Genomic DNA, 18,319 nt, shown 5'->3' with positions numbered 1-18,319 from the left:
GGGTATCCTTTCTATATTGTCGAAGTTTTTTGTCCTTTAGACATTTGTCGCCAAAGAAATATTGAACGTGGAGATAGAACTGAAGACCAATCTGAGTGGCAAAATAATATTATGGCCAAAGATATACAATACAATTGTACTGTCAATACACACATAAATTCCTCAGAAGAATGTGCAGATTCAATTATAAAGTATTTATTTGATAGGTCCGAGGTTTAAGCTATCGGGGAACGTTTGTTTTATAAAAAAACGAAAGCAGCCGACCACAATGATTGGATGCTTCATTACACTAACGGGCAGGATTGTTCAATAACTTCGCGAATACTTCAAAATTGATAATTTTCGTTAAGTTCGTAAATACACTGTTAGCTGAAAGATACGCAAAAATAAAATTATGAAAGGCGGATTCAATTGAAGCCAGGGATTATAGTTCTTCTTAATGGAACTTCAAGTTCTGGAAAGACATTATATCTAATGAATTATTATCTCAAAATATATCCCATTTCAACATATATCAATTGATAATTTTATTAATGGGCTATTTCATAGTTATAAAGATTACATTAACAGTACCTATCCGAGTATTGAAACAAATGGTGCAGAGGATGGACAATTAGTAAATCAAATTCTTACATATCCGTTGATTTCATTATACTACTCGACAATAAAACTATTTTCAGCGATGGGAAACAACGTAGTTCTAGATTCTGTTATAGGTAATGACAAATGGTTCAATACTTGTATTGAATTATTATCGGATCACCCTGTCATATTCGTAGTAGTTAAATGTTCAAAGGAAGAACTTGCTAGAAGAGAACAACTTAGAGGAGACAGGGAAAAATTGAGTGGGAAAATATTACTTGACGCTTCAAACTAATAAAGACTGGAATCAATTTAGGAAACAGGACTTCTGTATACGGATGATTACCACCTGATATTATCTTGCACGGAAAGTCAGGCGACATAAACTACCGGATGATATGCTTCTTACGAAAGGAGGGATTGCCGTGGAATGGCTAGAGCGAATGAATCGAGCTGTCAGCTATATCGAAGACAACTTAGAACAAGATATTGATTACGACCAAATCGCTAAAATCGCCTTATGTTCAGTTTACCAATTTCAACGCATGTTTTCATTTGTACTTGAAGTCCCATTGTCCGAATATATCAGGCGTAGAAGGCTGACGCTTGCTGCATTTGATTTAAAGAACAGAAAAAACACTGTGACGGATATTGCCTTGAAGTACAGATATGAAACACCTGAATCATTCTCACGAGCATTTCAAAATCTACATGGAATGACGCCTACATTAGCGCGAAATGCTGAAAGTGAATTAAGAGCCTTTCCTCGCATCTCCTTTCAAATCATATTAAAGGGAGTTGTTGGAATGAATTATCGGATTGAAAAACGGGATGCTTTTCAAGTTTATGGGCTGGAGGATATCTACCATTACGACACTATTGCGAATGAGGAGGGCATATCGATCCCCGATGTTTGGCAAACCATCAGCAGTAATGGTGAGTTGGATCGTTTATCCCAGTCGGTTAGCGGGGATTGGAGAGACGAAGGCAATTTCAGCAAGGAACTTGGAGCTGTCTTTTCATTCGATTCCTATAAATTCACAAACAATACGACGTTCCCTTATCTGATTGGGTGTTACAAAGCGGTCGATAGCAAGGTGAATGGATATACAGTTGTTGATGTTCCACCATCCACGTGGGCAGTATTTTCAACTTTACATGATGGGAATGGCAGCGGCAAGTATGATTTGCGGTCTTTGAAGAATCGGATATTTTCGGAATGGCTGCAAACATCAACATTTACGATTTTAGATGGCGGCAACTTCGAGATGTATGGTACAAGCGTAGATGGCTACGAATATTGTGAACTATGGTATAGGGTCGAGGGATAGAATGGAAAAACGCGGCTGCCGACATGACCGGTCACTGCATGTTTTTAACTCGAAGATCGCACAAGGATCATTTCAGCATGGTTCATTAAACTAACGGAGAACTATAGTTGAACAAATAAGGAGCAGTGTGCTACGTGGCAGCTGCTCCCTTTCTTTGTTAAGCTAACGGGCAGAATAACGTATTAACTYCTAGGTGCCCAAAGCATAATGGAGACACCTACAACACAAACAGCGGCTCCGATCCAATCGTACATATCGGGTGTTTTTTTATCGACCAGCCATCCCCACAACACAGCAAGTATAACGAATACTCCTTCGTATGCTGGATAGACTCGTCCAAATGATGGGAAGCTCTGTACCGTTGGGATGATCCCCCTACAATTCCATACCATATTGGCTTGGATTCGCGTAGCCATAACCAAACAAGATAACCTCCACCAATTTCGGCAAGTCCTGCAACGATGAAAATTGAGATAGTTAACAACAAATTAGATTTCTCCTTACACTATGAACAAGTACCGGTGGTTTTTATTTTATCAAAACACTCTGATCAGGTTAGGCATTTACAGTTCAATCCATCATCTAAAATTTGGATCATGGGGTTAATTTGTTTCTTTTTCTCTTCCAACTCCTCACGTTTTTCTCGCGCCATTTCCTCCCATCGCTCTGATGGTGGAAGCGTTTCGAAACCTTCGAGCAGAACGATGATTTCTTGAATCGTAAAGCTGGTTTGCTGCGCAATTTTAATGAATGTGATTCGCCCAATTAGCTTTTCGGCAAAGCGGCGTTGACCGTTTATTCGTTCCGGCGCTGGCAATAATCCAATTCTTCCGTTCGATCAGCTAAGTAAGAATTGGGAGCTTGTCAAAAGAAATAAATTGTGTTTATCAATATAGAACACAAGCATATCACTTTCATGTATACCAAATCGGATTCGCATTTCTTTAGGAAATACAATTCTTCCAAAGACATCTAAAGAACGCACAACTCCAATACTATATCCCCCCCTTTTACCGCCAGTTTCGATTGCTAATCCAGGAGGTTCATATACCTTTGATCATACTTCTATTGCAATACATCTAATTTCATTGATAAGAATGAGCTGTTCCCCACATTCAATTCCTCCCGTTTGCTAGATCAGATTTTTATGTATATTTGTATTCCACATTAGTTCTCTAGAACAAGTGGTGGTTAGTTTACTAAAACACGAACAGGAAATCCAAATAAATGATAGAATTTAGAAGGATAAATAACTAATGATACGGAGCGTTAAGGAATGATTGGAAATTTTTCTTATATTATAGTATTAATTTTCTTTGTTAGCGGCACCATTTTCACTGGATTTATTTTTGAATCAAATTTCTTAATTATGAACGCGTGTGGTTACGTTGCTTTCCTTTTTGTGTTGTTTAATAARACTCCGCTTATAATGACAAAGGCGCATTTTTTGATTATTAGTATAGCTTTATGTTATTGGGTTTCAGTTCTATACGCCGTTGATACTGAGGCAGCCATAATAGAAGCATCCAGAATTTCGAGTGTAGTACCGCTATCTTTCATGTTATCACTCATATCTCAAGAGCAGTTTGTAAAGCTTCTTTATCGATTACCTTGGGTTGGGAGCTTTTTGGTACTCGTTGGCCTCGTCTTCCATTTGCAGCGTGAAGGCAGATTGGAATCATTACTTCAATATGCCAATGCATTGGCAATTTTACTTTTAGTATGTATACTTATTAGCATTTTGGCGATTGCAATGAAGAAGTCAAAACAGCATGTATTCCTTATGACAATCAATGTCGTTGGACTGTTAATGACATTCTCTCGATCAGTATGGGTATTATGGCTCGTCTCGGTAATCATGATGCTTATTGTTATTCCTATCACTCGAAAGAAAAAGATACTGATAAGTCTCTCGTCAGCACATCTTCTAGGATTAATGATTGCAATGCTAGTAAAACAGGATATTTGGTTTTTTCTCAATCGTGTTTCAAGTATACAAGCGAAAACATCGGAGTTTCAAATTCGATTCGTTTATTGGAAAGACAGCATTCGAATGTTTATGGATTATGCTTTTGGGGGAACAGGCGGAGGAGGGTGGGCATTGCTGCAGCAAGCCTATCAGTCACAAAGATATTATGTAAAATTTATACATAACCATTATATTCAGGTTTTTCTAGATGTTGGGCTACCTGGTGGTCTAGCTTTTTTAGCGTTCATTGTATTCTTTTACAAGAATGCTCTTGTTCAATTGAAAACGAGTGAGATAATCGACAAGCCTTTGCAAAAGGGAATTATCATAATGGTTACGATAATGCTGCTGCATGCGGGGTTCGATTTTGACTTAACTTATCCTTATCTCAATATGTTGTTAATAGGTTTGATTTTACTGATACCTCAGCAAACAATTGAAATAAAATGGATTAAAATAAAATACATAGTTGCTGTCCCAACAGTGATTATACTCTTGTCTTTTTTTACGTGGATAGGTGTTGGTTATCAGCTGAAGGAAAAAGGCATGGAAGCAATTAAGCAAAGGGATTGGAATCATGCGGAAAAACTGCTTGAGCAGGCGGGAAGAGCTGTCCCGTGGTCAAACACAATCATATACGAAAAGGCAAAGCTATACATACGAATGGGCAATGAGACTGGTGATACTCGTTATTATGAAAAGGCAGAATCAGAGCTTATGAGGGCGATACAGATGGTTCCTCCAAAAGAACTATATACAGATTTATTTAAAGATTTACAGTAAGATAGATAAACATTTCATAACAGCCTAGATTTCGACAATATTTTTTGATAAAATTAATAGGTTATGTTAAAAAATTCTATTTTAGGGGCGGTTAAGTGAACAGTTCATTCCGTAAAAAGGTTAGTTTGTCTTTGGTTTCTTTAATACTATTATCTATGCTGGCACCGGTACTTTCTTATGCAGCGGCTTACATGGTTTTTCATTACGATGAACGTACAGGGGAGTTATCTGGGGGGATATACACTGCAGACCCTGATAATATCAAAGTAGAGAGAATCGATGAATCGGGTGCTGTCGAATCTATGGACGGAAAAGTATCAGAATTCTCTAATACATTGTACGATGATAATAATATCCCTTACGAGTGGGTACATTTCAGCAAATATGTTGGCTCGGATACGACCAAAGAACTTAGAATTACAGAAGGGATTGACGGTACGGTTTTTAATGCAAGTAGAAATGAGTATAACTACTATGTATATACGGATAAGCCTGTAGATTTAGATACTTATCGGATGAAAGGGGAAGAAGGCTTTTCTGGAAAGAAGGAGAATACGTTTTTGGTGAGTAACGATAAGTTGTTCACTTTTACTCCAGAAGAATCGGGATATGATTCTATTGTTATTTCACTTCCAAATAGCAGAATGGATAGCAATAGGATAAGTTATAATCCTTTGAATACAACGGCAAATGATTTTTCATTGACTGACATTAGCGTCAATCAAAGCGTTTATGCTGAAGCGCTATATCCTTTTAACAACTATTATTATTATGACGGCTTACCTGTATTAAACAATATGTTCGGACTTCAGTTTGCTGAACCACTTGTTAAAGGTAAAACATACGAGTTAAAGCTTTCTAGTTTAAGTGCTGGAGATGAAATTCAGATTGCGAGTGCTGGGAGAGAATACTATGCAAGCATAGCTTATGGGGAGCATGTAAGTTATACGAGTAGTGAGACTGGTGAGGTCCACCATTATATAAACCGAAAAAACATTGCTAAATTCAACAATATTACCTTTGCCTCAGCCATTGTATCCCCACCTTCCCCTCCTTCAGGTGGAATTGGCGGCGTGATACCTGATCCGAACCAAGGAAAACAAGTAGTGGATGTGGATAGTTTGAAGGGGAGCAAGGACGGTATTGTTGCTATTACCGTGTCTAAAGACAAACCTCAGGTTTTGCTTCCAATTAAAGCAGCAGAGGTACTTGGAGAAAATAAGCTTCGTCTAACCAGTGATAACATTTCTGTAGAGATTCCAGCAAAGGTTCTTGATAAGCTTCAACAGCTGCTTCCGGCAGACCAGCTTGAAGGGGCTCAAATTGAATTTGATATTAGTATTGTGGCAGAAGCTTCAGCTTCCGTTTTACTGAATAAAGCAAAAGATCAGACATCAGCAAGCCTTACCAGAGCAGGAGATGTATTTGACTTCTCCCTGTCGGTTATCACCAAAGACGGAAAGAAAACACCGATGAGTACGTTTGACAATCCCATTAAAGTGAATTTTAAAATCAATGAAAATGCAAATAAACAATTGTTAGGCGTTTATTATATTTCTGTTGATGGTAATCTGGAATATGTTGGCGGCAAAGTGAACGGGGCAGAAATTCAAGCGGATCTCACTCATTTCAGCCAATATGCCGTTCTTGAATATTCGAAATCTTACGAAGATGTGGCCGATGATTATTGGGCATCGGACATTATTAAGGTGATGTCTGCCAAACATATTATTGAAGGTGTAGACGGTAATAATTATGCGCCGCAAGCAAATGTTACACGCGCTGAGTTTGCATCTATGCTTGTAAGAGCACTTGGTCTTAAAGCTAGTGGACCAGCAGCTTTTAAAGATGTGAGTGCTAGTGCATGGTATGCTGAATCAGTAGCAGCAGCCAGTCAAGCAGGACTTAGCCAAGGTGTTTCGCCAAGCAATTTTTCTCCCAATGTGAAAATAACGAGAGAAGAGATGGCTGTGTTGTTAGTGCGTGCTTATGAATTGAGAACTAATACAAAGCTAGGTGAGGCAGCTAATTCCACATTTATTGATCGTAGCGAGGCTTCAAAATGGGCGCTGCCTTCCATTGATGCGGCTCAAGAAGCTGGAATCATTCGAGGACGTACCGAGAATGAATTTGTACCTCAAGCGCAACTGACTCGTGCTGAGAGTGCTAAAGCGATTTATAACTTGTTTGTGAATTAACAAAACGTCAAACGAAGTAGAAATGCTTGATACTGAACTGCACCCCGTCAAGTAGACAGTACAAATATAAATAATTAGGCGGCCTTAGTCCTGTTTTCCATTGGACTGAGGCCGTTTAGTTTTGCTTGTAATCGTTCGTTGTTGTAAAAATGAATGTAAGCCTCGATGTCCCTCTAAAGTTCCTCAAAAGTGTGGTATGTGTTTAAATAATACTTCTCGCATTTTAGTGTCCCCCAGAAAGATTCCATTGGACCGTTATCAATGCATCGCCCAACACGGGACATACTCTGGTTTATTTTGTTGTCATCCAAGTGCTCCTTAAAGGCCAAGGAGGTGTATTGGTAGCCTCGGACGCTAGAAGCATGGGGGATGCTTCTTGGGCTGCTTGCAGGGCCAGTTTCAACGTTTGGAATACAAGTGGATTGTTATTAGAACCCCCTAATACATAGGCGACGATGGATTTATCATGAAGATCACGAAATAGATACCACTCTTGCAATAGCGATCGAATGCGGCATAGTCGATGTAGCCACGGTCAAACACATAAGTGACTTCAGGGGTTTCAGAGACTCAATTTGAATGGAACGAGGAGCCTGGTGGAACCGTTTGGACATTAAGTAAGATTAATGATGATTCCCTACGTGTACAAATTATGTCTTTTGTAGATTTACGTAACAAGAAAAAGCAAGTTATTGAACTTGATGAAACTGGTTCTATTCTGGAATTTACAAGGGCAGTAGTTCAAACACTTGAATTATTGTTAAAGAAACATGGACGGAAAGGTTACCAAGAAAAATGGATTAATTACGACTTCTCTATGGATAAATACTTGAAGCTAAAAGGTTTCACATCGAAAAAGGATTACGCTAACTGAGAACGATAGTTGAATAACGTATTGATGAGCAGGTGCTGAGTTGGCCTGCTCATCTTATTAAGATAACGGGCAGGATAGTTACAATTAAAAGGCCCACCATTTTTATAGCCAATTATACTAATAATATCTTTTGTTTCTGCGAAGTTCATGAAAAACTGTTATGTAAAAGAATTTATTAGTATAATAGGGAAATTCTAAAGGATAATAATGGAGGAAATATTATGAATAAAGAGATACCACTAATCGTACCCATTGCAGCAAGTTATTTTAAAAAGGCGATGAATTCACAAAATGATTTGTATTATAGAACTATAGATATTAGATTATGTCTTGAGAGAATTGCTGATTCGATGATATATGAATTTGTTGCGTCAGATATTAAAGAGAAATGGAATGGATATACGTTACATAAAAAGTTATTGATAGCCACAGAGTTTCTCGATAACAAAGTTGTATCCGACCTAATTGATGCAAAGAAAATTGGAAATATGGGTGCTCATGAAGGTTCGGAAGCCAATATTACTGAAAATAATATTGAGTTTTCATTAGAGGCTGTATCGAATTTCTCAGTGGAGATGTTCGTATCATATTTCAAGGTATATGGTTTTCATAATAATGGACCAAGTAAATGGGCGCCAACAATATTAAGTGTATTACCACCTAAATATCGAATACAAATACTGAATAAATATTTAGAATATGATAAATCATACTTAGTTATAAGAAAGCTAACAATGGCATACTTGAAGAATGGTCAAAACAATGAGTGCTTTCAGGTTATAGAAAGAAGTTATAGTGATAATTTGATTTCTAGAGAGGAAGCAGAATTACTTAATGATGATATGGAACTGTTAATGCGTAATATTAGATTATTACCTATATCAGAAAATCTAGAGATGGCAAAAGATAGTTTTAAGGAGTTAGTGTCTGCGATTCCAGATAATGAGATTAATAAATTTGCTCTATTGGTTTCTATGATATTGGGAAGTGAGTTGGTTGCTTCCACAGATTCGATCGCATAACACCACATTCACTCTGCGGGCTGCCCGATGGTTCTCAAGGAAGAGGAACTAGGCGGACAACCCTTCACTCCCTAACCGCATCGTGGCTGTTCCCTTCGGTCACTTAAGATCATTGCGCTAACGGGAAACGATACTTGAATACCACACATTGATGAGCAGGCACTGAGGTTGCCTGCTCATTTTATTAAGTTAAAGGATAGGCTTGCGGAAATTTGTCTTGAGTAGCCCAGCTTCCTACATAAAAATCTCCAGCATGGAAATGTTAACCAGAGAGGTGATTGTGTATGAATATGAAAAAATTGCTAATTTTTCTAGTGGTGTTTGCTGGAATATTTTCCTCGCTACCATTAGTAATGGCTTATGACGATTCAGATACTTCAGTAAAATTTGTACAAGCTATTGTAAGAAAGGAAAATGCTCTAGCTCAAAAATACCTTGCGAAAGGAGTCACAATACCAGAGATTAGTGAAAATTCCCTAATAAAGAGTTATCAATTGGTCACATCTCCGACTGAAAATATAAAGGTCTTTTTGGGATGAAGTGTTGGGTGGTGAACGACTCGCACTAATTTGGGAACTAACGGTCGAAGATAATAAAATCACAAAAATAAGAACTCTGTTTGATGGTGCAAACCCATTAATGGACGAAGTGAGGCTTCTCAAAGATTATCATAATTTGTATCAAAGAAAAGTGCTTGTACCAACAGAATATCCGTTTGAAATTACCCATTTTGATGGACATATTGAGTATGAACATGAGCGGTTGGTACTATTATATCGAAACGAGTCTATAAAGGGTTTCCTTCAGATTCAAATCAAACCTGTAACTTGGGGGTTGGAGAGGTACAAAGGGACAAACGGCCAATTTCATACACTGAAAGATGGAACAAAAATTCTATATAGAACAAAGTTCGACTTAGGTTATGAAATAAGATTTCAAAAAGAAGGAATGCACTACACTGTGGCAATCGGTAATAAGAAATATTTAAAGAAAAAATTTACAGTTAACGATTTAATTAAAATTGCGGAATCCATGAAATGAAGTGATTAAACTAACAGGTACATTAGTTCAGTGAGCTATGCAGCAGTACTATATTTCTAACATGAGAATGCACTGAGAAAAAATTCTGTATATAAAGGGGGGCGATCCCCCTCGCCTCCACCAATACCATGAAGAAACCCGACCTCGTGAGGTCGGGTTTTTTGATTTTTTAGTTATGTTAAGAGCACGTCTTTTATTAAACTAACCGGTAGAATAACACAATGGGACTAGGGACCACAGTTGCAATAAAGGACAGAATTGCTAGATTAACGACACCAATGGCCATCAAGTGGGAGACCTTGCATTGCTTCATCTGGCCAGGTTATAGTCCGATTCAGTTGGCATTTTCGATTTTTTCGCGTGGTTCGCCGGAGATGAATTCATCGTACTGGCATGAGATTGTGCCCAGGCTAGCAGTCTCATCACGATCCTGCTTCGGCTTGAATCGGATGTAGAAAGATGCTATGCCGAATACGTAAAAAAAGGTCGACCATCGCGTGGTCGACCTCTAATTATTCTATTGTGCGGTCAGGATTTGTGGACCTTCAGCCGTGATGGCGATCGTATGCTCGTATTGGGCGGCGAGCTTGCGGTCCAGCGTCCGTGCGGTCCAGTTGTCCGAATCGATTGTCATGTGGTAGGTGCCTTCGGTGATCATTGGCTCGATCGTGAACACCATGCCTTCCTTGATGCGGAGGCCTTTGCCGGGCTTGCCGACATGCATATAGTTCGGCTCCTCGTGCAGATCCCGGCCGATGCCATGCGCGAGAAGGTCGCGCACGACGCCGAAGCCGTTCGATTCGGCATGCCGCTGGATGGCGCTCGTCACGTCGCCGAGCCGATTGCCGGGCTGCGCCTGCGAGATGCCGATGTCAAGGCATTCCTTCGTGACACGCATCAGCTTCTCGGCCGTCGGCGAGATGTTCCCGACTGCATAGCTCCAGGCCGAATCGCCGAGCCAGCCGTCGAGCTCTGCGACCGTGTCGATCGTCACGATATCGCCCTCCTCAAGAGGCTTATCGCTAGGGAAGCCATGCGCGATCACGTCGTTGACGGATGCACAGGTCGCATATTGATAGCCCTTGTAGCCCTTTGTGTAGGGCTTGGCGCCATGCTTCAAGATAATGTCCTCGAAGATGCGCTCAATCTCGTTTGTTGTGATTCCCGGTTTGATGAGCGAGGCGATCGTGCGATGGCATTCGGCCACCACTTGGCATGCCTTGCGGATGGCCTCGATTTCATGTTTGCTTTTTAATATGACCATGTTCGTATCAGGACTCCTTCGTAATAGCTTGCATCGCTAGCTTGGCGATTCGATCGACGTCCAGCTCGGAAGTGCCCGCATAGTAGTGCAGTCCACAGCAGCCGACCAGCACGGCAAGCATATGGTCGACGCTGTCGTCTTCACGCTGGGCGATCGATTGGAGCGGAACATACAGCCGTTCCATGAATCGTCTCTTTGTGGGGTGCTGATCCTTCGCGGGCAAACCTGTATAATGTTCCGCCGCCATTTTGTAGACAAGATATGCGCGGGCGTCCGACTGCCACAGCCGGAGCAGTGCCTTGCAATAAGTCAACAGCTGCCTATTATCCGGGCTGTCGACACAGGTGTTTGCCCATTCTGTCAGGGCTTGCTCGCATCGCTCGAAGCCGCTGCCCAACACATCTTCTATTAATAAATGCCGGTTGGGGTAATAATGGTATACCGTGCCGTAACCGAGCTCGGCTTCGCGGGCGACGTCGCGAATATCAAAGCTGCCACCCGTGTGGAAGTAGGTGCGCGCGGCGGCGTCCAGGATTTGTTCCTTGCGCTGCATGCGGATGAGCTCGTTTTGTTCTTTGGTGCGGGGGCACATGGGTGTGTGAACCTCCTTGTATAGACCTGCAAATTTGTCGATATAAACATAGTAACGCAATTGGCACTTATTCGCAACATTTTTATATTCATAACGTCCATATACTTACAGTTAAAAAAATTCGGTTTTTTGATTTTTTAGTCATGTTAACGGCAAGTCTTTTATTAAACTAATGGGAACGTTAGTGCAACAAAAGAGATTTACAAGCCGTATACTTAGTGAGTCAGCGAAATGAGATTAAGAGGAAAGAATAAAATATTTCACTAAAGAATTGTACGAAGAAATGCAGATAAGAGGATATATGGAGTATTGTACAAGGATAAGGTGTGATGCGGATGACTGATTTTGCAATGATTAAAAAGCTGTTTCATATTACGAAACGAAATGGGTTTAGTCATGGCGAGATACAAACGATTAACAATAATTTTGGTGAATTGCCTCAGGTGTTAATTGATTATTATTTGGAACTCGGTAAAGACGAGCGGCTGAGTCATACGCAAGATCATTTGATCAAACCCGAGCAACTTCAATACTTCAAACATAGCGAATATTTAATTTTTTATTACGAGAATCAACGTGTCTGTGTTTGGGGAATCCATAAGAACGATTTATTCAAGTCCAATCCCCCTGTTTATATGAGTTACGATGAAAAGGTATGGGAAAAGGATTTTGAAACATTGACCGATTTTTTTCATGCTATGGCCTATTTGCAAAGCGTATTCGCTCTTGAATACGGCTGTGAATCGTTCTATTCTATTGAACAAACCGACTTGGATTTTATTCGTGAACATTTTAATAATAAAGGTATTTCCTTTCGGCATTGGATTGGCATCGAATTTTATGGGAATGACAATGACAGCATAATAACAGTGTTGAAAAATAACGATAGTTTTGATTTGATTTATGCTTCAAGCGACAAAGAACATTTTGATGAAATGGATCGGGTTCTCTCAAAACTGGCAGTAGAAAAATAATTTGTTGGGATTGTGATGAGGATATGGTTAAAGCAGTGGATCAAACCTCCTAAAACGAAAAAAGTAATCATTTTAGGAGGTTATAATAAATGAAATTCAATCCGATTGTCATTGATAACTGGAGTAGAAAACCCTATTTTGAGCATTATTTAAACAATGTCAGATGCACTTTTAGCATGACGGCAAATATCGACATTTCCCGGCTGCTGAAAGAACTTAAGAGTCGGGAGATTAAGCTGTATCCAGCACTAATCCACATGATAACTACGGTGGTAAACCGCCACGATGAATTTCGCACATGTTTTCATGCAGATGGGACTTTAGGTTATTGGGATAGTTTATCTCCTAGCTTTACAATTTTCCATGATGGTGATAAGACTTTTTCAAGCATATGGACTTTGTACAGTGAAGATTTTAATGATTTCTACAGTCGTTATCTTGATGATATGAAAAAGTATGGAAGTGTTAAACAATTTGCCGCTAAAACAAACGAACCACCGGGCACTTTCCCTATTTCCAGCATTCCTTGGGTCAGTTTCACTGGATTTAACCTGAACATCTATAATGAGGGAACCTATTTACTACCCATCTTTACAATGGGGAAATATTTTCAGTTTGACGAAAAAATACTGTTGCCATTATCAGGACAATTCCACCATGCCGTTTGTGACGGTTACCATGCCGGGATACTGTATAATGAGCTACAATTACGTGCAGATGCTTGTACGGAATGGTTGCCAAACTATACCGCATTCAGCTAACGGGTAACTATAGCTTATTTTTTTACTTGCAAGTGGTGGTGGAAATATTCTGTATAAGAGGTATCCAGTGCCGGTAGCCTTTCCGGTCAGTTGTGCGGTTGTGAAGCTCTTGTTTTTGGAGCGGCGCATTAAAATCGTTGGGGTAATCGTAACCGACTACAGCGAGCTAAAAGCCCATTAGGTAAAATTTACCTAATGGGCTTTTTAGGGTTCGAATTTTTAATAATAAAAAATAGTGTTTTATGTAATTTTTTGCTGCGGCAATATATGTTTTTACAACTTCATCTGCTAACATAAGAGAAACATAACGAGAGAGTACATAAAGCACGGGGGCTAACATCTATGAGCTACAATTTATATTTATCAGCATTGCTGATGGCGGCTACCTGCTGCTCGCTAATGCTGTGTTATCTCTCTTGGAAAAGAAGAGAGCTGCCTATTGCAATTAGTTATGGGCTAGGCATGTTGACGGGTTCATTGTACACTTTCGGATATGCTTTTGAAATTGTTAGCACCGATTTAGAGCATATACGCTTCTGGCTTCGAATTGAATATCTAGGCATCCCATTCGGCACTATTCTATGGATTATAATGGTGCTGCAATATACGGGAAGGCAAGCGCTCGTTCGAAAATGGGTAGTAGCGCTGCTGATGATTGTTCCTTCCATTACCTTTGTAGCTCATTATACGAACGATTGGCATCATTTATTTTATAAAAGCATGACTTTGAATTACTCAGAGGGCTTTCCGCTGGTAACGACGGAGAAAGGACCTTTATACAAGCTGCATGTCTACTATTCGTATTCCTTCTTTGTAGTAGGCATGGGATTAATGGTTGAAATGTTTCTAAAAGCGACATCTCGCATGAAGAAACAAATCGCTTTTATGATCATTGGATCATGGGGGCCTTTTGGATTTACGCTTATTTATTTAAGCAATGTCATTTATATGCCAATTGATATCTCCCCATTTGGTTTTATTTTCTCAGGAATCTTCTACATGTGGGGGATTTATCAATTTAACATGCTTAGACTAGCGCCCTTAGCGCTGCAAAAGGTGTTCGCATCCATGCAGGATGCGGTAATTATTTTTGATTTGGAAAATACACTAACTAGCTTTAACCAATCCAGCAAGCAGGTTATTAAAGGGATAAATAATAAGTGGATCGGGTTGCCGGCAACGCAAGTCTTTTTGCAATATCCATTGCTGTTGGAGAAAATCATGCAAGGGCCTTCTTTGAACAGCAAGGTTCAAATTTCGGGTCAAGCGGATGAACCCTATTATAATGTGCATATGTCCTTGATTAGTGATAAGAACCAGAAGCCTGCCGGCAAAATGTTTTTGTTAAGCGATGTTACGGAAATGGTGCGTTCAGAGGAGCGGCTGCTTGATAATGCCCGTCAGCTAAGCGAGCTAAACATGTTCAAGGATCGAATGTTTAACGTAGTCGCTCATGATATTCGTGATCCGCTGGCGGTGCTCATCAATTTGATGGAGCTCATGGAGGACGAGTTGCAAGGCTACGGCGGAGAGCATGAGGAAATCGTCCATGAAATGGGACAGCAAATTGAAAATACTTTTGCACTGGTAGAGAGCTTGCTGGAATGGTTCCGAAGCCAACGCGAAGGCATGGTATTTAACCCAGTGGAGAGAGACATAAACCATACCGTACAGGTCTGCATCCGGTTATTGGCGGTTCGCTGCGAGAGTAAAAAAATCCAATTGATATCGGAAATACCGAAGGATACGTTTGTGCTAGCCGACAAAGAAATGCTGGATTTGATCGTCCGAAATTTATTGTCCAATGCCGTTAAATTTACCAACATCGGCGGCACGATCCGGTTAAAAGCAGAACATCAAGCCGATAAACTAATTATTTCTGTAAGTGATTCTGGAGACGGCATATCGCCACAACAGGCCAGCTCACTGCTACTAGAAGGTTATCCGGTGTCATCAACAGGAACAGCAGGAGAACGGGGCGTCGGTTTGGGACTTACGTTATGCAGGGAATTTGTTCGTTTAAATGGTGGAGACATTTGGTTCGATAGTTCTGAGCAAGGAAGTACCTTCTACTTCTCCGTTCCTACGCCATCTGCACATGCATTCAGACGAAGCAGCTTGGAGGCGAGCGCAGGTTGAAGGTTATCCTTATTGATGACGAGAAGGCGATGCATTTAATTATGAAACGGATGCTTGCAAAGACATCTGTGGAAGTGGAAATTACAGGCAGCTTCACGGAGACAGAAACAGCATTTTCTTACCTGATGAATCATGATGTAGACTTGGTGTTTCTGGATATAAGCATGCCGAGGGAAACTGGGCTCGAGCTTGCCGAACGATTAAGAGAGGTCGGAAGAGAGATAAAGATCGTGTTCCTGACCTCCCACAAAGAATATGCTTTGCCTGCCTTTGATGTTTATGCCTTCGACTACATCGTAAAGCCGGTTGTGCTGGAAAGACTTAAAAAAACGCTGCAAAGAGCGTTTGCTGAGTTGCGTAAAGAGCACTTGCGACAAGGGGAGTGGGCGGCGCCTTTAAATGAGACGAGGTTTAACTGCTTAGGTGTTATAGATATTCAAAGCACGCAGGGTATAAGGGCGAAATGGAAATCAAGCAAAAGCGCGGAACTGTTTGGCTATTTGCTTATGCATAAAGGAAGGCTGATATCCAGAGCAAGACTGATCGAAGAGCTGTTTGGCGACATGCCACAAAAGAATGCTGAGGTTTACTTGAATACGACCGTCTATCAGCTGCGGAAGGTATTAGATCCATTTGGCCTGAGAGAGAATTTGCATTCTGACAGCAACCACTACGCCCTTAGTCTGAGTGAGGTGAGTGTAGACCTTGTAAGCTTTGAAGAAGGCTGTAGAAAAATGTCAGTCGTGGATGAGACGAATCTGGAAGAGGCGATTGCACTAGAGCAGTTGTACGCAGGGGACTTATTTGGGGATCACACTTTTGCATGGGCTTGGAACGAGATTGAGCGTCTTTCGTTGCTGTACACCTCCTTTACCCAGCGATTATGCATGGCTTTGTTAAATAAGAGCGAGACGAATGCTGCTATTAGGTTGTTAATGAAGCTCGTGTCGCGCAATGAACTAGACGAACAATCCTTTTTGCTGCTTATGAAAGCTTTGGCTTTGCAAGAGAACAAGGAAGCGTTGACCCGGCAATATAGGCAATACGAAGACACGCTGCATAGAGAGATCGGTATAAAACCCTCCCGCGAGGTTGCTGATTTATATTTCAGTCTGCTGTCCGAGCTGGATAAATAAGAATGAGTAGATATGAAAGGCTCCTAAAATAATAGGGGCTTTTTTTGCTTTTGTCGAAGTTTGTCATTTTGCCGTCATTGGGCTTGGATATAATGGATCTAACTATAGAGATGAGGAGATAAGTTAACATGAAACGATTTTCAATACGCAATTTATTTTTAGTTTCGGTTTTAATTCTGAGTCTGTTAAGCGGATGTGTGATCAAAACAAGCCAAGTCACCATTAATTTTAACTCGGAAAGGTTAAGTGAGGCAGAGTATGCATACATCAGATATTCGAATGGCGATGTCGTTCAGGCACCCAACCTATTGCCGAACCAAAACGACGTTACTGTTGCTACGAATAGCACGCAATCCATTGTAGGTGGATACGTAAGCGACGGTGTGGTGAGCTGGGTTCCAAACATGAGTTATGGCGGAGGAGGTTATGTTACTGTTAGTGGTATTTCGGCAAGTAAACCCAAGCTTCCCGTAGGCTATGTCAAGTTAAATAATTCACCAGTAGTTGTTCAGAGTCAACCCGAGTATATAAGCGTAACCTTTGCTGTTTATGATACCGATGGCAAGCCTGTGGATGATCGCACGGAAATTTTTGCATATTCCGCAGATACAGCTTTAACCTTCTATAACATAGACCCAAGCGACCAGAATAATGGTAATTTTTATACGAGGACGAATACGGTAGACGAGGGTTACTCGTGGTACACCGTTAACGGATTGGTCACTTTCCAAATTAAATCGGGCATTAGTGAAATTTATAATGCACCTCTTTCTTTATATTCAGGTTCTCAATTCATAACGAATGATCCTTTTCACAAAAAATCTACACCTGTGGCAGCAATCAATGTAGGCAGCGCAGGGGATGCTTCTTCCTTACTTATTGGCGATACTTTGGCTATGCACGCGGATATATTGCCAGTAGACGCCTCTTACAAAAAGGTGAAATGGTCAGTTGAGAACGGAACAGGCTCAGCGACAATCAGCACTAGCGGTGTATTGGCGGGTATTTCGGCAGGTACGGTTACCGTTAAAGCTACGGCTATTGACGGCAACACCGTTTATGGAACAACAACGATTAAAATCCATGGACCTGTCATACCTGTTCAAAAAATATCTGTAACAGCGGAAGATGAGGTTTCTACAATCGAATCAGGCAAGACACTTCAAATGTATGCTGTTGTAGCCCCAAGCGATGCAACATACCGAGAGGTTGCTTGGTCTGTTATTGATGGGACGGGTACAGCTGTTATTGACGAAGAAACGGGTGAGCTTACTGCAGGCAATCCAGGTACAGTAACGGTTCAAGCAACAGCTACCGATGAAAGTGAAGTTGTTGGCAGTACTATTGTTACGATAACAGCCGCCCAAGTCCCTGTATCCTCGATTACGTTAACAGGTGATTCCAGCGTGCTGGTTGGTCAGACGTTAACGGTTGACGCGACCGTTGCTCCTGCAAATGCAACGGACAAATCAATCGAGTGGTCTGTTGAAAACGGAACAGGCACAGCAACAATCAGCAAAAGCGGAGTATTGACGGGTGTTTCAGCAGGTACAGTTACCGTTAAAGCAACGGCTGCTGACGGCAGTGCCGTATTTGGAACCAAAACGATTGAAATTAATGAGCCTGCCATCCCTGTTCAAGTGATTTCCGTAA

The 18,319-nt window shown here is 40.8% G+C and carries 18 protein-coding genes and 1 pseudogene; 14 read left to right on the top strand and 5 right to left on the bottom strand.

Annotated features, from left to right (window positions below):
• The 3 genes from AC1DPK_RS33295 to AC1DPK_RS33285 form a co-directional block, all read left to right on the top strand.
• Positions 1-219: phosphotransferase-like protein (locus tag AC1DPK_RS33295; protein WP_477512934.1), on the top strand; the 219-nt coding region annotated here is incomplete at its 5' end.
• 259 nt (positions 220-478) lie between these two features.
• On the top strand, positions 479-877 hold the full coding sequence (locus tag AC1DPK_RS33290; protein WP_477512936.1) for a phosphotransferase-like protein: 399 nt from the start codon (positions 479-481) through the stop codon (positions 875-877).
• A gap of 130 nt (positions 878-1,007) precedes the next feature.
• Positions 1,008-1,913 carry an AraC family transcriptional regulator gene (locus AC1DPK_RS33285; RefSeq protein ID WP_477512933.1) on the top strand — a complete coding sequence of 302 codons (906 nt, stop codon included), beginning with the start codon at positions 1,008-1,010 and terminating at the stop codon, positions 1,911-1,913.
• Between the two features lie 245 nt (positions 1,914-2,158).
• Here the strand turns inward: AC1DPK_RS33285 and AC1DPK_RS33280 are convergent.
• A pseudogene (locus tag AC1DPK_RS33280) lies at positions 2,159-2,397 on the bottom strand (YnfA family protein); the annotation flags it as partial.
• 66 nt (positions 2,398-2,463) lie between these two features.
• Positions 2,464-2,730, bottom strand: coding sequence for a MerR family DNA-binding protein (locus tag AC1DPK_RS33275; protein WP_477512932.1), 267 nt, complete (start codon positions 2,728-2,730; stop codon positions 2,464-2,466).
• A gap of 459 nt (positions 2,731-3,189) precedes the next feature.
• Here AC1DPK_RS33275 and AC1DPK_RS33270 point away from each other — a divergent pair, with 459 nt between their 5' ends.
• Together AC1DPK_RS33270 and AC1DPK_RS33265 are read left to right on the top strand one after the other, a co-directional pair.
• A complete protein-coding gene (locus tag AC1DPK_RS33270) occupies positions 3,190-4,665 on the top strand; it encodes an O-antigen ligase family protein (protein ID WP_477512931.1) in 1,476 nt (491 codons plus the stop codon).
• A 95-nt stretch (positions 4,666-4,760) separates the two neighbouring features.
• A complete protein-coding gene (locus AC1DPK_RS33265) occupies positions 4,761-6,863 on the top strand; it encodes an S-layer homology domain-containing protein (RefSeq protein ID WP_477512930.1) in 2,103 nt (700 codons plus the stop codon).
• Between the two features lie 74 nt (positions 6,864-6,937).
• Here the strand turns inward: AC1DPK_RS33265 and AC1DPK_RS33260 are convergent, their stop codons facing one another.
• On the bottom strand, positions 6,938-7,018 hold the full coding sequence (locus AC1DPK_RS33260) for a hypothetical protein (RefSeq protein ID WP_477512935.1): 81 nt from the start codon (positions 7,016-7,018) through the stop codon (positions 6,938-6,940).
• Positions 7,019-7,410: 392 nt separating this feature from the next.
• Here AC1DPK_RS33260 and AC1DPK_RS33255 point away from each other — a divergent pair, with 392 nt between their 5' ends.
• From AC1DPK_RS33255 to AC1DPK_RS33240, 4 genes are all read left to right on the top strand, one after another.
• Positions 7,411-7,737, top strand: coding sequence for a hypothetical protein (locus AC1DPK_RS33255; RefSeq protein WP_477512929.1), 327 nt, complete (start codon positions 7,411-7,413; stop codon positions 7,735-7,737).
• Positions 7,738-7,958: 221 nt separating this feature from the next.
• Positions 7,959-8,759: a hypothetical protein gene (locus tag AC1DPK_RS33250; RefSeq protein WP_477512928.1), complete on the top strand. Its 801-nt coding sequence runs from the start codon at positions 7,959-7,961 to the stop codon at positions 8,757-8,759.
• 284 nt (positions 8,760-9,043) lie between these two features.
• The gene (locus tag AC1DPK_RS33245) at positions 9,044-9,298 is read left to right on the top strand and encodes a hypothetical protein (RefSeq protein WP_477512927.1); all 255 of its coding nucleotides are present in this window, start codon (positions 9,044-9,046) and stop codon (positions 9,296-9,298) included.
• A gap of 4 nt (positions 9,299-9,302) precedes the next feature.
• The gene (locus AC1DPK_RS33240) at positions 9,303-9,800 is read left to right on the top strand and encodes a hypothetical protein (protein ID WP_477512926.1); all 498 of its coding nucleotides are present in this window, start codon (positions 9,303-9,305) and stop codon (positions 9,798-9,800) included.
• A 517-nt stretch (positions 9,801-10,317) separates the two neighbouring features.
• Here AC1DPK_RS33240 and map read toward each other — a convergent pair.
• Entirely contained in the window at positions 10,318-11,064 is a 747-nt protein-coding gene (gene map, locus AC1DPK_RS33235; protein ID WP_430063759.1) for a type I methionyl aminopeptidase, read from the bottom strand.
• Positions 11,065-11,071: 7 nt separating this feature from the next.
• Complete coding sequence (locus AC1DPK_RS33230; RefSeq protein ID WP_339206055.1) at positions 11,072-11,656, bottom strand: TetR/AcrR family transcriptional regulator; 585 nt, start codon at positions 11,654-11,656, stop codon at positions 11,072-11,074.
• Between the two features lie 335 nt (positions 11,657-11,991).
• Between AC1DPK_RS33230 and AC1DPK_RS33225 the strand changes: the two genes are divergently transcribed.
• From AC1DPK_RS33225 to AC1DPK_RS33205, 5 genes are all read left to right on the top strand, one after another.
• Positions 11,992-12,630 carry a hypothetical protein gene (locus AC1DPK_RS33225; protein ID WP_477512925.1) on the top strand — a complete coding sequence of 213 codons (639 nt, stop codon included), beginning with the start codon at positions 11,992-11,994 and terminating at the stop codon, positions 12,628-12,630.
• 89 nt (positions 12,631-12,719) lie between these two features.
• Positions 12,720-13,391 carry a type A chloramphenicol O-acetyltransferase gene (gene catA / locus AC1DPK_RS33220; RefSeq protein ID WP_477512924.1) on the top strand — a complete coding sequence of 224 codons (672 nt, stop codon included), beginning with the start codon at positions 12,720-12,722 and terminating at the stop codon, positions 13,389-13,391.
• 342 nt (positions 13,392-13,733) lie between these two features.
• The gene (locus tag AC1DPK_RS33215; RefSeq protein WP_477512923.1) at positions 13,734-15,530 is read left to right on the top strand and encodes a sensor histidine kinase; all 1,797 of its coding nucleotides are present in this window, start codon (positions 13,734-13,736) and stop codon (positions 15,528-15,530) included.
• Positions 15,527-16,666, top strand: coding sequence for a response regulator (locus AC1DPK_RS33210; RefSeq protein WP_477512922.1), 1,140 nt, complete (start codon positions 15,527-15,529; stop codon positions 16,664-16,666). Before AC1DPK_RS33215 ends, AC1DPK_RS33210 begins: the two co-directional genes overlap by 4 nt.
• A gap of 128 nt (positions 16,667-16,794) precedes the next feature.
• Positions 16,795-18,319: Ig-like domain-containing protein (locus tag AC1DPK_RS33205; protein ID WP_477512921.1), on the top strand; the 1,525-nt coding region annotated here is incomplete at its 3' end.

The organism is Paenibacillus sp. 01T424, from assembly GCF_056398745.1.
Note: the sequence above shows the minus strand (reverse complement) of the source record. Positions and strands in the feature narration are given on the sequence as shown.